The organism is Streptococcus sp. 151470009-6, assembly GCF_053628175.1.
This window is the reverse complement of record NZ_JBSEZF010000001.1, coordinates 325,793-340,039: the sequence shown is the minus strand read 5'-3', so window position 1 is coordinate 340,039 and position 14,247 is coordinate 325,793. Positions and strand designations below refer to the sequence as shown.

At 39.3% G+C, this 14,247-nt stretch carries 17 protein-coding genes; 6 read left to right on the top strand and 11 right to left on the bottom strand.

The window, feature by feature from the left end; translation table 11 throughout:
* Position 1: 1 nt before the first annotated feature.
* A complete protein-coding gene (efeO, locus tag ACUW6H_RS01760; protein WP_096407366.1) occupies positions 2–874 on the bottom strand; it encodes an iron uptake system protein EfeO in 873 nt (290 codons plus the stop codon).
* A gap of 185 nt (positions 875–1,059) precedes the next feature.
* Here efeO and ACUW6H_RS01755 point away from each other — a divergent pair, with 185 nt between their 5' ends.
* On the top strand, positions 1,060–1,359 hold the full coding sequence (locus tag ACUW6H_RS01755) for a YbaB/EbfC family nucleoid-associated protein (protein ID WP_454360376.1): 300 nt from the start codon (positions 1,060–1,062) through the stop codon (positions 1,357–1,359).
* Positions 1,360–1,396: 37 nt separating this feature from the next.
* On the opposite strand, the gene ACUW6H_RS01750 is transcribed toward ACUW6H_RS01755, so the two are convergent.
* The 7 genes from ACUW6H_RS01750 to glmU all read right to left on the bottom strand — a co-directional run bounded on the left by ACUW6H_RS01750 (position 1,397) and on the right by glmU (position 7,379).
* Positions 1,397–3,160 carry a glycerophosphoryl diester phosphodiesterase membrane domain-containing protein gene (locus tag ACUW6H_RS01750; protein ID WP_454360374.1) on the bottom strand — a complete coding sequence of 588 codons (1,764 nt, stop codon included), beginning with the start codon at positions 3,158–3,160 and terminating at the stop codon, positions 1,397–1,399.
* An 8-nt stretch (positions 3,161–3,168) separates the two neighbouring features.
* Positions 3,169–3,762 carry a 3'-5' exonuclease gene (locus tag ACUW6H_RS01745; RefSeq protein WP_454360372.1) on the bottom strand — a complete coding sequence of 198 codons (594 nt, stop codon included), beginning with the start codon at positions 3,760–3,762 and terminating at the stop codon, positions 3,169–3,171.
* A gap of 80 nt (positions 3,763–3,842) precedes the next feature.
* Complete coding sequence (gene rocS / locus ACUW6H_RS01740) at positions 3,843–4,337, bottom strand: chromosome segregation protein RocS (protein WP_000021248.1); 495 nt, start codon at positions 4,335–4,337, stop codon at positions 3,843–3,845.
* A gap of 76 nt (positions 4,338–4,413) precedes the next feature.
* Positions 4,414–5,106 (bottom strand): 5'-methylthioadenosine/adenosylhomocysteine nucleosidase, encoded by a 693-nt coding sequence (locus tag ACUW6H_RS01735; RefSeq protein WP_454360370.1) that lies wholly within the window; start codon positions 5,104–5,106, stop codon positions 4,414–4,416.
* Between the two features lie 15 nt (positions 5,107–5,121).
* Positions 5,122–5,433, bottom strand: a complete 312-nt coding sequence (gene macP / locus ACUW6H_RS01730; RefSeq protein ID WP_454360368.1) for a cell wall synthase accessory phosphoprotein MacP — start codon at positions 5,431–5,433, stop codon at positions 5,122–5,124.
* An 11-nt stretch (positions 5,434–5,444) separates the two neighbouring features.
* On the bottom strand, positions 5,445–5,990 hold the full coding sequence (locus ACUW6H_RS01725; RefSeq protein WP_061427246.1) for an NUDIX hydrolase: 546 nt from the start codon (positions 5,988–5,990) through the stop codon (positions 5,445–5,447).
* Between the two features lie 9 nt (positions 5,991–5,999).
* A complete protein-coding gene (gene glmU / locus ACUW6H_RS01720) occupies positions 6,000–7,379 on the bottom strand; it encodes a bifunctional UDP-N-acetylglucosamine diphosphorylase/glucosamine-1-phosphate N-acetyltransferase GlmU (protein ID WP_454360366.1) in 1,380 nt (459 codons plus the stop codon).
* A gap of 155 nt (positions 7,380–7,534) precedes the next feature.
* Between glmU and ACUW6H_RS01715 the strand changes: the two genes are divergently transcribed.
* The 5 genes from ACUW6H_RS01715 to lysS all read left to right on the top strand — a co-directional run bounded on the left by ACUW6H_RS01715 (position 7,535) and on the right by lysS (position 12,016).
* Complete coding sequence (locus ACUW6H_RS01715) at positions 7,535–8,335, top strand: glycoside hydrolase family 25 protein (protein ID WP_454360364.1); 801 nt, start codon at positions 7,535–7,537, stop codon at positions 8,333–8,335.
* Positions 8,336–8,439: 104 nt separating this feature from the next.
* The gene (locus ACUW6H_RS01710) at positions 8,440–9,282 is read left to right on the top strand and encodes a DUF368 domain-containing protein (protein ID WP_454360362.1); all 843 of its coding nucleotides are present in this window, start codon (positions 8,440–8,442) and stop codon (positions 9,280–9,282) included.
* The gene (locus tag ACUW6H_RS01705; RefSeq protein WP_096407388.1) at positions 9,282–9,764 is read left to right on the top strand and encodes an aminoacyl-tRNA deacylase; all 483 of its coding nucleotides are present in this window, start codon (positions 9,282–9,284) and stop codon (positions 9,762–9,764) included. The genes ACUW6H_RS01710 and ACUW6H_RS01705 overlap by 1 nt, the downstream gene beginning before the upstream one ends.
* Positions 9,764–10,387, top strand: a complete 624-nt coding sequence (locus ACUW6H_RS01700; RefSeq protein ID WP_096407390.1) for a histidine phosphatase family protein — start codon at positions 9,764–9,766, stop codon at positions 10,385–10,387. The genes ACUW6H_RS01705 and ACUW6H_RS01700 overlap by 1 nt, the downstream gene beginning before the upstream one ends.
* Before the next feature lie 138 nt (positions 10,388–10,525).
* Positions 10,526–12,016, top strand: a complete 1,491-nt coding sequence (lysS, locus tag ACUW6H_RS01695; RefSeq protein WP_454360360.1) for a lysine--tRNA ligase — start codon at positions 10,526–10,528, stop codon at positions 12,014–12,016.
* A 73-nt stretch (positions 12,017–12,089) separates the two neighbouring features.
* Here lysS and ACUW6H_RS01690 read toward each other — a convergent pair whose 3' ends face one another.
* The 3 genes from ACUW6H_RS01690 to ACUW6H_RS01680 are packed head-to-tail and all read right to left on the bottom strand — an operon-like array spanning position 12,090 to position 14,220.
* Positions 12,090–12,929, bottom strand: a complete 840-nt coding sequence (locus tag ACUW6H_RS01690) for an amino acid ABC transporter substrate-binding protein (protein WP_454360358.1) — start codon at positions 12,927–12,929, stop codon at positions 12,090–12,092.
* Between the two features lie 9 nt (positions 12,930–12,938).
* The gene (locus ACUW6H_RS01685; protein WP_454360356.1) at positions 12,939–13,568 is read right to left on the bottom strand and encodes an amino acid ABC transporter ATP-binding protein; all 630 of its coding nucleotides are present in this window, start codon (positions 13,566–13,568) and stop codon (positions 12,939–12,941) included.
* Between the two features lie 10 nt (positions 13,569–13,578).
* On the bottom strand, positions 13,579–14,220 hold the full coding sequence (locus ACUW6H_RS01680) for an amino acid ABC transporter permease (RefSeq protein WP_454360354.1): 642 nt from the start codon (positions 14,218–14,220) through the stop codon (positions 13,579–13,581).
* Positions 14,221–14,247: the final 27 nt, after the last annotated feature.

Below are 14,247 nucleotides of genomic sequence, written 5' to 3'. Positions count from 1 at the left end.
CTTATTCTCCATCAAGAAACTTGCCCATTTGTGATAGAGGTTCACCAAGTTTTGTCACGGCTTCAGCCAATTCCTTGGTGTCTTCTTTTGTCAAATCAGTATAGAGTTTGTAGTGTTCCTTGTCTGTCATGTGTTTATCCAGCAAACTATTAACAGACTTGAAATCTGCTTCCAATTCTTTAACTAAATCAGCATCTGATTTTTCTAGTAAAGGTTTAAAGAGTTGGAAAATCTTCTCAGCACCTTCAATATTGGCACGGAAGTCATACAAGTCTGTGTGAGAATAAATTTCTTCCTCACCTGTAATCTTGCTTGTCGCTACTTCATTGAGCAAGTCAACTGCTCCAGTCAACATAACCTTGTAGTCCACATCCACAGTTGCAATCTTAGCCTTCAATTCTTTGATATCATTGACTAATTGATCGCCATAACTTTCAGTTCCTTTAGTTGTATTTTCTTCCCAAAGGATACGCTCGATACGGTGGAAACCTGACCAACCTTCCTCTGTCTTGTTTTCGTCCATATAGTCTGCTAAACGGAAATCAATCTTGACATCTGACTCACCAAAACTTTCGGCAATCGGTTCTGAACGCTCATAAGACATACGAATCAGTGGATAAACCTTCTTAGCCTCTTCTAATTTGCCTTCTTTCAACAGTTTGACAAAGCCTTCCGTATCTGTCAACAGTTTATCAATTTGCTCTTGTACAAAAGTCTTATAGTCAGCAGTAGTCTTATCAAGCATTTTTTGCTTGTCTTCAGACAAGGCTGTTACCTTAGAGGAATCACTTGTGTTGCTTGGCTTAGATTGATTATTAGCACAAGCAGTCAATAGCAAGGCTGAAGATAAAAGAACGAAACCTAGTTTTTTCATTATTTACTCCTATCATTTCAGGGATCCTGAATTTATTTTACGTTTCATTATATCATGTCTTCTCTCATTTTTCAATAAATTGTCAGAAAATTTAATAATTCAAAAATTAACTATTATTAGACTTTTAATCCTAAAATTGTTAAAATAAAAAGGAAAATAATAGAAAAAGGAAACTGTAAACCGCTATGATGAATATGCAAAACATGATGCGTCAAGCACAAAAACTTCAAAAACAAATGGAACAAAGTCAAGCAGAACTTGCTGCTATGGAGTTTATTGGAAAATCTGCTCAAGACCTTGTCCAAGCAACCTTAACTGGTGATAAGAAAGTTGTAAGCATCAACTTTAACCCAGCCGTCGTTGACCCTGAAGACCTCGAAACTCTATCTGACATGACTGTTCAAGCTATCAATGCTGCGATAGACCAAATCGACGAAACGACTAAGAAGAAACTTGGTGCTTTCGCTGGAAAATTGCCTTTCTAATCCATAAAAAAAGAGAAACGAATGTTTCTCTTTTTTCTTAGAAGTCAAAAAATCCCATGGCTTTCTTTAGAATCAAATCAGTATATTCAGGGTCATCCTGAGCCATCAATACCTGTGACTGTACCATTTCTAGGTCATCTGTTATCATACCGTTGGCTCCTAGACGAATAGCTTTATCGAAAGCGTCAGAACCATTTACGGTCCAAACGTAGAGTCTCTGATCAGTTGTCCAGAGTTTATTGACAAAGTATTCATCCAAAGTTGAGTACTCCATAGTGTAACCAGTTGCCTTGGTTCTTGGGAAGATACTGTTATAAGGCATAATAAAGTAGGACGGAATCTCAGAATCATAATTCAAAACCTTATCAATCACTTGGTAATCAAGGGATTGAATCTGGTGCCCATATTTTTTGATGGTCGTCCCATATTTTTCAAGGAAATGTTCCATCATTTGAGGGCTATCTTTTCTACTGGTTTTAATCTCAATCAGTAATTTTTGGTTTAATGCATTGGCACGTTCCAGATAAGCGTCGAAACTTGAAATCTTTGTCTGATATCCATTTTCCGAGATTTGAATATTGGTTAATTCTTCGAGTGTTAAATCTTGAGGGGCAGCATTAATACCTGTTAAATTTTTGAGATTGGCATCGTGCATCATTACAAACTGACCATCCTTGGTTTCCTGGATATCCATTTCAATAAAATCTGGTTTTAGTTGAGCTGTTTTCTCTAACGACTCGACTGTATTCTGAACTCCATTTTTATTGGAAACTCCTCTGTGAGAAATAACCAAAGGGGTACTCGTGTCAGGAGACTCAAGATAGATATAACCCTCTAAAGCAAAAACGATACTAGCGCAGCCCATTACTCCCCATCTCATCAAATGGTCTTTCTTTCTTCTTGGCATGATTTCAAGTTCTTCACCAGTTAAAAATGAAACAAATTTAACGAGAAAATAAGTCAAGGTCATATAATGGAAGTTCTTAATCAAAACATAATTGATTACCCCTAGGACTAGGGATTCTTTATGAGTTAATTCATCCATTACAACTTGAGCAAACAATATGGGAATCAAGAGTAGAAAGAAAAAGAGGTAGGTTTTAATGATAATGAGGAGCAAGTTCCAAGCATAAAAGATAACGTGTTTTTTTGTCTTTTGCAGACTATATTTCACTCCCTCTCTCACTGTTTTCTTTTCAAAGAGAATCTTGGGAAGAGCAAACATGAGACGAACTGAAATATAGAGTAAAATCCAAGCAGAGGACAGAATCAGCAGACCAACTAGCCAATACTTATCTTCAAGGTAGGTAACGATAAAATCTGGAATAATAATCTTATTAAGGTAATAGATTTTTAAAATTTTCCTGATGAAAGGAAAAAGCATAGCGACGTAAAAGAAGACAAAGGCCATTTTACAGAAACTGAATCGTTTCATAAATAGAAAACTCTGTTGAAAGACTTTTCGACTATACTCAATCAAGGTTCTCTTTTCATGGTAGAGAAGGTGACGCGCCCCAATGAATAAAAGACAAATCTGAAAATAAGCAACCAAGAGATTGATTGCAATTAAGATGAGAAAGGCTAAACTGACAAAAGGTGAGCCTTGAATAATAGCAAGAAAGTTATTGTAAGAAATAAACAAATAGCCTGTTTGTCTGAGCAACATCCCTGCAATCCAAGAATTCAATGGCAACCAGACAAACTCTACCATCATAAATATCAAGAAAAATAGAAATAAAATCTTATCTAGGTTATAGTATATCTTCCTAAAACCTAGCTTCTTAGGTTTTTCAGGTTTCATAGGCACTCCTAGTCTAAAAATTGGGATAAATCTAAGCTACCGAAAGGATTATTCATAGAAAAACTACTCTGGTCTTCTATTAATAGCTTTCCTTTATCCGATTCCAAAAAGGCTTCGTAGACACGCGCTGTCATACGCGCATCTTCTAAACTATTATGCGATTGTCCTTTAAACCCTAAAAAATTCGCCACAGTTTGCAATTTGAGATTGGCTATGCCGTGTAGGTCAGAACTACGGCGTTCAAAAGCCTCATCATATAGGTCGACCTTATACTGGTCACGATAGTCCAAACCGTGCTCCAAGAGAATTGGTAAATCACTCTTAGCTGCATTGTAGCCAACGATAGGTGATTTGCCAACAAAGGCCTGAAAATCTTTTAAAACTTGCTCTACTTTCGGCGCATCTTTCAATGTTTCAGCTGTGATCCCAGTCAAACCATTGATAAAACTCTTCAATGGGGCTGTAGTATAAACATAAGAATCAAAAGCAGCACTTTCTTGTCCATCTTGAAAGCGGACTGCTGATACTTGAATTAAATAAGTAACTCCATCGTGTTGATTAAACTCTAAATCAAAGGCAATATAATCTCGTAATTTCTCCATTTTTCCCTCAATTTCGACTCGATTTTAACTATAAATAATAAAAGAAGCCATTAGGTTAGTGAATAACCCAAACAGCTTCTTTATTTTCCTCCAAACAGGCGAGCAAAAAAGCCTTTTTTAGTTGCTTGGACTTCTTCTTTTGCTTGGTCCAACTCTAATTTCAAGGTTTCTTGATCCTTCATGGCTTGAAGAGTTAACTGTTGCTGTTGATCCAACTGTTTGTCCTTCTCTGCAATCTGACGGTCTTTGATGCGCATCTGCTCATCTTTTTCTGCCAACTGCTGGTCCTTGGCCTTGAGTTGCTCGTACAATCGAAGAATTTCAGCATTCTTCTCATCGACCAAGATTTCCATCAGTTCGCGTTGCTTGACATCATCACTTACTGGTTCATCTTCAAAAATCGTTTTTTTGTAGATTTCTTCTAGCTTGATTAAGCCACTTCGAGTAACTACAGTTACACCTTTGTCATTTTTTTTCGTGTCCTCTTCTGGAAGTTCTTTGACACGATTGTTGATTGCTTGACGAGATAGACCTAAGACCTCTGCAATCTCACTGACGGTCATTTCAATACTCATAATATCCTCTAAAACGTTTTCTAGCTTTTCTTTATTTAAATCTTATCATAAGCTAGATAAACTGTCAAATTTCCGCTTAATCCAAAGCCTTTAAAAAGGCTAGTAAGACTTGGGCAGAACGACGTCCAGCTTCAATGATGAACTCATCAAATGAGATAGAGGCCTCGTGATTGGCATTGTCACTCATAGCTCGAATGACTAGGAAAGGTAGGTCAAGAGCCTGAGCTGCCTGAGCAATGGCTGCACCCTCCATCTCAACAGCTAGAACATCTGGGAAGTGGGATTTGATACTAGCAATCTTATCATCTCCAGCTATAAAACTGTCTCCTGTAGCAATCAAGCCTAGGTGCCAAGACTGCTCTAATTGAGATAAAATTGTTTGAATCCTAGTGATAAAGTTCTTATCGGATTCAAAGTAAAGAGGTTGACCAGCCATTTGGCCATAAGCATAGCCAAAAGCAGTCACATCCACATCATGATAGACAAGTTTATCCGCAATCACTACATCTCCAACAGCAATCCCTTCAGCAAGAGCACCTGCTGATCCAGTATTGATGATGGCTTCTACTTGAAAATGGTCAGCAAGAACAGCTACACTCATAGCCGACATGACCTTCCCAATCCCACTCTGAACTAGGACAACTTCTGTCTTGCCAATAGTGCCAGTATAGTAGGTATTTCCTAAGACTTGGACTTCTTGAGTTTTGTCCAAATTCTGAGTTAGATATACAAGCTCTTCTGGCATGGCAGCAATGATTCCAATTTTCATTTCATGTCCTTTCAATTACAAGAGTTTCATCGCCAAAATTAATAAAATCAAGAGTAGGATGACTGCAAATAAGATGCGATTGAGTTTCGAATTAAAAACATTTCTCTTCGTGTTCTCAATACGACGGCTCTTATGAATCGTCGGTTCTACTTCGATTGTAAGTGTATCTTGACTAAAACCGTGGTCTCTAGAACGTGAATAATCAAAATGTTGTGATGCAGTAGGCAGGATTTTGGTTTCCTCATCATCTTGAAGAGGTGGTCCTGAGATTTTCTCACCACGATTGGCACGTTCAATCATTTCATCTGTTAATAAAGGTTTTCCCATAGGTTGCTCCTCTATTTCTTTTGTAGTTCCCAGTACTGGATTGCCATGATAGTCTTAGCATCACAGATATGACCTGACTGGATCAGGTTCTTGGCCTCCTCTAGACTCACTTCTAGAACCTCCAAGGTTTCATCATCGTCTTGCGGACGAGGATTATCTACCTTAGTCAAATCACTTGCTAGGTAGAGTTTCAATTTTTCATTACAAAAACCAATCGCAGAATAGAAATCGTACAACAGTTCTAACTTTGCTGTGTAGGCAACTTCTTCTTCCAATTCACGAAGGGCCGCTGCCATTGGATCAGCATTTTCACCAGTTTCCAGTTTTCCTGCGGGAATCTCATAAGAAACAGCCTCGATGGCCTTTCGATATTGCTTAACGAGTACAATTTTATCCTCAGCTGTCACAGCTAGAACACAAACAGCTCCATTGTGAAAAATTAAATCACGTTGGGCAGTACCTTTGCCTTCTGGCAGTTCTACCTGATCTTGCACCAGTTTAAAGATAGGGCCTTGATAGATTTCTTTTCGACTAAGCGTTTTTTCTTCAAATTCCATAATCGACTCCTACTGGTTCTTAGGATGATGAGGCAAGCGCCTTGCGTACTCATCCTTGTTAACTTGTCGTCCACGTCCAACTGCGATAGCATCCGCAGGTACATTCTTGGTAATGGTTGAACCCGCTCCAACCAGAGAATTATCTCCAAGTTCTACAGGGGCGATGATGGTTGAATTTGATCCAACAAAGACATTGTTGCCAATCACGGTCTTATATTTGTTTTTACCGTCATAGTTTACTGTAATCGTACCAGCACCAAAGTTAACATGGCTGCCTACTTCACTGTTTCCGATATAGGTTAAATGACCTGCCTTGGTATTTTTACCGATTGAAGAACCTTTAACTTCTACGAAGTTTCCAATATGAACCTGAGAAGCTAGGCTTGAACCTGGTCGGATATGGGCATAAGGACCAACAGTCACGCCGTCTGCAACCGTACTTTCCTCAATCATGGAATTCGTTATCACAGCCCCAGCTCCAATATTACTATCCACAATATAAGTTCCATTTGTTAAAATAGTCTCCGCACCAATCTTCGTTTGACCTTTCAAGGTAACGTTGGCTTCGATTTGGACCTCAGGAGCAATCTCAACATCAATGTCGATGTAGGTTGCTTCTGGATTGACAAAGCTGACTCCGTTAACCATGTGAGTTTGATTGATACGGCGTCGCATCACTGCTTCTGCAGTCGCAAGAGCTACACGGTCATTTACCCCGAGACTTTCATCAAAGTCTTTCAGAGTATAGGCACCAACCTTCTCACCACCCTCACGGAAAATACCAATCACATCAGTAATATAGTATTCTCCTTGGGCATTGTTGGTGTTGATGTTTTTAAGGGCTTCAAAAAGACGTTGGTTATCAAAAACGTAAGTTCCTGTATTGATTTCTTTGATCTGTTTTTCAAAATCAGTCGCATCCTTCTGCTCAACAATACGAAGAACTTCTGCATTATCGTTTCGAACAATTCGACCGTATCCAAAAGGATTTGCCGCTTCAGCTGTCAAGATCGTCGCAACATTTTTGTGATTGATATGGAAATCCAAGAGATTTTTCAAGCTTTCACCCGTAATCAGAGGCGTATCCCCAGCGATAACCAAAGTATGACCAGAGCAATTTTTCAAAATTGGCTCTGCCATCATGACAGCATGCCCAGTTCCTAACTGTTCTGACTGAGTTACAAAGTCTGTCTGTCCAGTCAAGACTTGTTCAACTAACTCAGCCTTGTGACCCACTACAGTAACTGTTTTTTCAGGTTGAATAGCACCAACACTACGAAAAACGTGTTCTAACATTGAAATTCCTGCTACTTTATGAAGTACCTTTGGAAGATCTGATTTCATGCGAGTACCTTTACCCGCTGCTAAAATAATGGCATAATTTGACATAATCTTCTCTTTTCTCTAGAAATTCCCTTTTATTATACCATAATTTATTTTCTAAGGAGTAAACAAACAAGGAAATAGAGATAAGAGACTGTTATATTCATTTTTTACGATGTTTTCTTTGATTTTTTTATTTATTTACGTTAAACTAATTAAATATGAGAAAAAAGATTAATCCAGCTATTATTTTTACTTTATTTACTATATTTATAGCTATTTTGATCCTCAATAAACCAACTTATGAAGACCATCCCGTCAAGTCAAAACCAAATGCTGTCCAGGTTGAAAATCAGGCCTTGCATAATCTTGACAAACCTATTATTGATGTTTCTGGTTGGCAAAGACCTGAGGAAATCAACTACGATACCTTGTCTCAAAATATTTCAGGTGTTATTGTTCGCGTCCATAATGGTGCACAACATACTGAAAAAAATGATGCGGCTTATGCCAATGGTATCGATAAAGCCTATAAAAGTCATATTACAGAATTTCAAAAGCGTAATGTCCCAGTTGGAGTCTATGCCTATCTAGCTAGCCCCAGCAAGGAAGAAATGGAAAAAGCCGCTGAAGTTTTCTATAATGCTGCCTCTCCTTACAACCCTAGTTACTATTGGTTGGACGTGGAAGAAAAAACAATGTCTGATATGAACGAAGGGGTTGAAGTCTTTCGTGCTAAACTGGAATCTTTAGGTGCTAAAAACATCGGCATCTATATTGGAGTTTATTTCATGCAAGAGCATAGTATCAATACAGACAAGTTCTCTGCTGTCTGGATTCCATCCTATGGAACGGATTCAGGTTACTTTGAAACCACGCCTAATACTGATTTAGACTATGACCTCCATCAGTATACTTCAAAAGGAAGAATTGCTGGATTTGAACATCATTTAGATATTAACCTGATTTCTACTTTGAAGGAAAAAGAAGAAACCTTCAGAAAGCTATTTTTAAGACCATAAAACAAGTGAAAATCGTAACTTTTTCACTTGTTTTTTCATTTTTTTGCCGTCTGTGTTATAATTGTTAGAATAGAGAAGAATTTTATGAAATTGAGGATTTTATTATGTTTTCATGGATTACACGAGTTATTAAAGGAATTGTCATTGCCCTTGGATTTATCTTGCCCGGAATTTCTGGAGGAGTTCTGGCCGCAATTTTGGGTATCTACGAGCGAATGATTTCTTTTCTGGCTCATCCCTTTAAGGATTTTAAAGAGAATGTCCTATACTTTATCCCAGTAGCAATCGGGATGTTGCTAGGCATTGGTTTGTTTTCTTATCCAATAGAGTATTTGTTAGAAAATTACCAAGTCTATGTTTTGTGGAGTTTTGCAGGAGCTATTATTGGTACAGTACCTAGCCTCCTTAGAGAATCTACTCGAGAATCTAATCGCGATAAGATTGACCTAGTCTGGTTCTGGATCACCTTTATCCTTTCAGGAGTCGGGCTCTACGCGCTAAACTTTGTTGTTGGCTCACTCAATGCCAGTTTCGCTAGCTTCATCTTAGCGGGGGCTCTGTTGGCACTTGGTATCTTGGTACCTGGTTTAAGTCCGTCAAATCTACTCTTGATTTTGGGACTGTATGCTCCTATGCTAACTGGTTTTAAAACCTTTGATTTATTTGGAACCTTCCTTCCTATCGGAATTGGTGCAGGTGCAACCCTCATCATTTTTTCAAAATTAATGGATCACGCCTTGAACAACTACCACTCCCGTGTTTATCACTTTATCATCGGCATTGTTCTTTCAAGCACTCTTTTAATTTTGATTCCAAATGCTGGAAATGCTGAAAGTATCCAATACACTGGACTTTCCATTGTGAGCTATGTTCTCGTTGCCTTCTTCTTTGCGCTTGGTATCTGGCTTGGTATCTGGATGAGTCAATTGGAGGATAAGTATAAATAATGGCAAAAAAAGTCAAGATTAAAAAAACCTTGGTCGAACAAATCTTGACCAAGGCAGGTATTGACCATACTGGTATTCAAATCAATGCGCTTGAAGGAGAACTTCCTCCTGAATACGACCGAAACCAAATCTTTAAAACCTTGGCTCTTTTGGGAGATAAAACAGGACCGATTATTGGAATTGTTCCCATAACAGAACATCTCGCCGAGAAAAAACTAGCAAAAGTTTCTGGCAATAAAAAAGTGAGCATGATTCCGCAGAAAGACTTAGAAAAAACGACAGGCTACATTCATGGGGCAAATAATCCCGTCGGCATTCGCCAAAAACACAATTATCCAATTTTTATTGATCAGACTGCTTTGGATTTGGACCAAATGATCGTCTCTGCTGGGGAAGTCGGGCATAGTATCATCATACGCCCTCGAGACTTGGCCAGCTTTGTGAAAGCGGATTTTGCTGACATCTTGGAGGAAAACAACTGATGAAACTCTATTTTGTTCGTCATGGTCGCACCCTCTGGAATCTTGAAGGACGTTTTCAAGGCGCTAGTGGCGACTCGCCCCTTCTTCCGGAATCCATTGACGTCCTAAAACAACTGGGCCACTATCTCAAGGAAATACCTTTTGATACGATTTATTCAAGTGATTTACCCAGAGCAGTCAAATCTGCTGAAATTATCCAAAGTCAACTCCAGACCCCTTGTCCTTTAAAGAGCATTCCTGACCTACGTGAATGGCAACTTGGAAAACTAGAGGGATTAAAAATCGCTACGCTCAATGCCATCTACCCACAACAAATCAAGGCCTTTCGCTCCAATCTGGCTCAGTTTGATACGAAGATGTTTGAAGCAGAGTCCCTTTACAGTACTACCAAGCGGACTATTCAGTTTATCAAATCTCTGAAAGAGAGCAAGGCTGAAAGAATCATGATCGTGGGTCATGGCGCAAATCTCACTGCTAGCCTACGGACACTTCTAGGTTATAAAGAGGCTCACCTTCGCAAAGATGGGGGCTTGGCCAATGCTAGTTTGACAATTTTGGACACTGAGGATTTTGAATCCTTCACTCTCGAAAGATGGAATGATACTTCCTATCAAAGAAAATAATGAAACTTGATCCCAGCGGTCAAGTTCTTTTTAGTTTTCAAAGAATATCCGTGAATTTCTCTGCTATTTATGATAAAATGGGAGTATCGCAAAAAATGACTCATCGTATCAAATTTTGAGTAAAATTAGGAGGAACCCATGTCTACAGAACATATGGAAGAACTAAATGACCAGCAGATCGTTCGCCGTGAAAAAATGGCTGCGCTCCGTGAACAAGGAATCGATCCCTTCGGAAAACGTTTTGAACGTACTGCTAACTCTCAAGAACTAAAAGACAAATTCGCAGAACTCGATAAAGAACAATTACATGAATTAAACGAAACTGCTACAATCGCAGGTCGCTTGGTAACCAAACGTGGAAAAGGAAAAGTTGGCTTTGCCCATCTCCAAGACCGTGAAGGACAAATTCAGATTTACGTCCGTAAAGACGAAGTTGGTGAAGAAAACTACGAAATCTTTAAAAAGGCAGACCTTGGTGACTTCCTCGGTGTTGAAGGCGAAGTCATGCGTACGGATATGGGTGAACTCTCTATCAAGGCAACTCACATCACACACTTGTCTAAAGCACTTCGCCCGCTTCCAGAGAAATTCCACGGTTTGACTGACGTTGAAACAATTTACCGTAAACGTTACCTGGACTTGATTTCTAATCGTGAAAGCTTTGAACGCTTTGTCACTCGTTCAAAAATCATCTCTGAAATCCGTCGTTACCTTGACCAAAAAGGCTTCCTTGAAGTAGAAACACCTGTCCTCCATAACGAAGCTGGTGGTGCTGCTGCTCGTCCATTTATCACTCACCACAATGCACAGAACATTGACATGGTGCTTCGTATCGCGACGGAACTTCACTTGAAACGTCTTATCGTTGGTGGTATGGAACGTGTCTATGAAATTGGCCGTATCTTCCGTAACGAAGGAATGGATGCTACTCATAACCCTGAGTTTACTTCTATCGAGGTTTACCAAGCTTATGCAGATTTCCAAGATATCATGGACTTGACTGAAGGAATTATCCAACACACTGCAAAAGCTGTTAAAGGTGATGGCCCAGTCAACTACCAAGGTACTGAAATTAAAATCAACGAACCATTCAAACGTGTTCACATGGTGGATGCTATCAAGGAAATTACTGGTGTAGATTTCTGGCAAGACATGACTTTCGAAGAAGCTAAAGCTATCGCTGCTGACAAGAAAGTTCCAGTTGAGAAACACTATACTGAAGTCGGTCACATCATCAATGCCTTCTTTGAAGAATTTGTTGAAGAAACCTTGATCCAGCCAACCTTTGTCTACGGACATCCAGTAGCTGTATCTCCACTTGCTAAGAAAAATCCTGAAGACGAACGCTTTACTGACCGTTTCGAGCTCTTCATTATGACCAAGGAATACGGTAATGCCTTTACCGAGTTGAACGATCCAATCGACCAGCTTAGCCGTTTTGAAGCACAAGCAAAAGCTAAAGAACTTGGGGACGATGAAGCTACAGGTATCGACTACGACTACATTGAGGCTCTTGAATACGGTATGCCACCAACAGGTGGTTTGGGTATCGGTATCGACCGTCTCTGCATGCTCCTCACTGATACAACCACTATCCGTGATGTCTTGCTTTTCCCAACAATGAAATAGACTCTTATCCTCTGGTACTTGCCAGAGGATTTTTCGATACAAAAAGAGACTGAGGTAAACTCAATCTCTTTTCTTATTCTTGATTTTTAACTTGACTGGTTGCTACATCTTCTCCAAACCATTTTTTACTAATTTCCTGGAATTTTCCTTCTTGGTATAGCGAGATAAAGGCTTTGTTCAATGCAGCTAGCAAGGTTTTATCAGCAGGTCTCACACCAACTGCAAAAGACTCACTTTCAAATCCAGCTGAAAAGACATTGTAGTCATTTAATATTCCTTCAGACTGAAGGTAGTAATTGGCATAAACACGGTCAATCAACAAGGCATCAATCCGATCATTTTTCAAATCAATTAAGGCTTCATTGAAACTTTGGTATTGATTTGCCTTCTGGTCTTTTACTTGACTTTTTAACAAGTCTGGCTGCGCTTCAAAGTCTAAATAACCAGAAGAACCTGCCTGGGCCCCTAAAACTTTGTCAGTCATATCCTGAACTGAGTGAATATTTTGAGACTTTTTAGAGACCAAAACTTGTTGATTTTCCATGTAAGGAATGGTAAAGGCAACCTTCTCTTTCCGTTCATCTGTAGCTGTATAGCCATTCCAGATGGCATCAATGGTACCATTTTGTAGTTCGGTTTCTTTCATATCCCAGTCGATGGGTTGAAATTTAATCTGAATTCCTAGTTTTTCAGAGACAGCTTGGACTAGGTCAATATCAAAACCTGCATACTGGCCATTCTTTTCCTCAAATCCCATGGGAACAAAGGTATTATCAAAGCCAATAGTAATGCTACCCTGCTTTTGATATTTGGCCCAATTATCCTGCTTCGGATCACTGACCTTTTGCGTACAAGCAGTCATAAAGAAGCTAAAGAACAAGGTAATTACAAAGGCAATTTTCTTTTTCTTCATAGGCACCTCCTACTTCGGCTCAACCTTAAGGATCTGATCAGCAATGTTTTCCGCAAACTGAAGATCGTGGGTCACAACAATCTGGGTCATCCCACGCTCTTTATTTTGAAGGATAAGTTTTTCTACTTCTAAACGCAATTCTGGGTCTAAGGCTGATGTAGGCTCATCATATCCGATAATTTCAGGATCAATCATCATGGCACGCGCTAAGGCGACACGCTGTTTTTGCCCACCTGAGAGTGAGAATGGAAAGGCATCTGCGTGCCCAGCTAACCCAAGTTGTTCTAACAAGCCACGCGCCTTCTTCTCAGCAGCTTCCTTCTCCATACTCATCGTTTTTATGGGCGACAAGGTTAAGTTATCTAGAACTGACAAATGCGGAAAGAGTTGAAAATCTTGGAAAACAAATCCCAGAAGATTGCGCTTTTCTAGTTCATCTATAGCTAGCGATTCGCCGTTATAGTAGATTTCCCCAGAATCGATGGTTTCCAATCCAGCTAGCATACGTAACAAGGTGGTCTTTCCGCCTCCTGATGGACCTACGATTGCAAGGATTTGCTTTTCAGGAATTGATAGGCTGAAATTGGTTAAGATTTGTTTGCCACCAAAGGCCTTGTTAATGTTTCGTAATTCTAACATAGCAATCCTCCTATCTGTAATAACTGTACTTCTTCTCAAGTTTTTTCGCTACAATGGTTACAAGACCAATCATAATTAAATAAATCGCTCCAGCTAAAAACATAGGAACAAGACTGGCGTCCCGATTGGCTGCTGTCCGACTAGCCAAAATCAAATCTGAAATCCCCAAAGCATAGACCAAAGAAGTATCCTTGACCAAACTCATGATTTCATTAAAAACACTCGGTAAGACGATCTTTGTCACCTGAGGAAGTATGATATAGCGAACTGTCGCAACTGGACTAAACTTCAACACTTTTGCAGCCTCGTACTGTCCTTTCGGAATAGTCTCAATACCTCCACGAAAGATTTCTGCAAAGTAGGCAGCATAGTTGAGCACAAAGGCGATAACAGCTTCAGGAAGACGATCCAAACGAATGCCAATACTAGGCAACACATAGTAGATAAAGATTAATTGCAAGAGCAAGGGAGTGCCTCGCATCACCCATATATAGATATTAATCAGATAATGGAGGGGTTTACAATGGATTTGCAAGGCAAAAGCGATGATAATCCCTAAAGGAATTGAAAAGATTAAGACCAGAGCAAAGACTTGAAGAGTCATACTTGCACCGTTCAATAAACTTGGTAAAATCTCGAATATATAAGACATACTACACCTCCTAAAAAATAATTATTC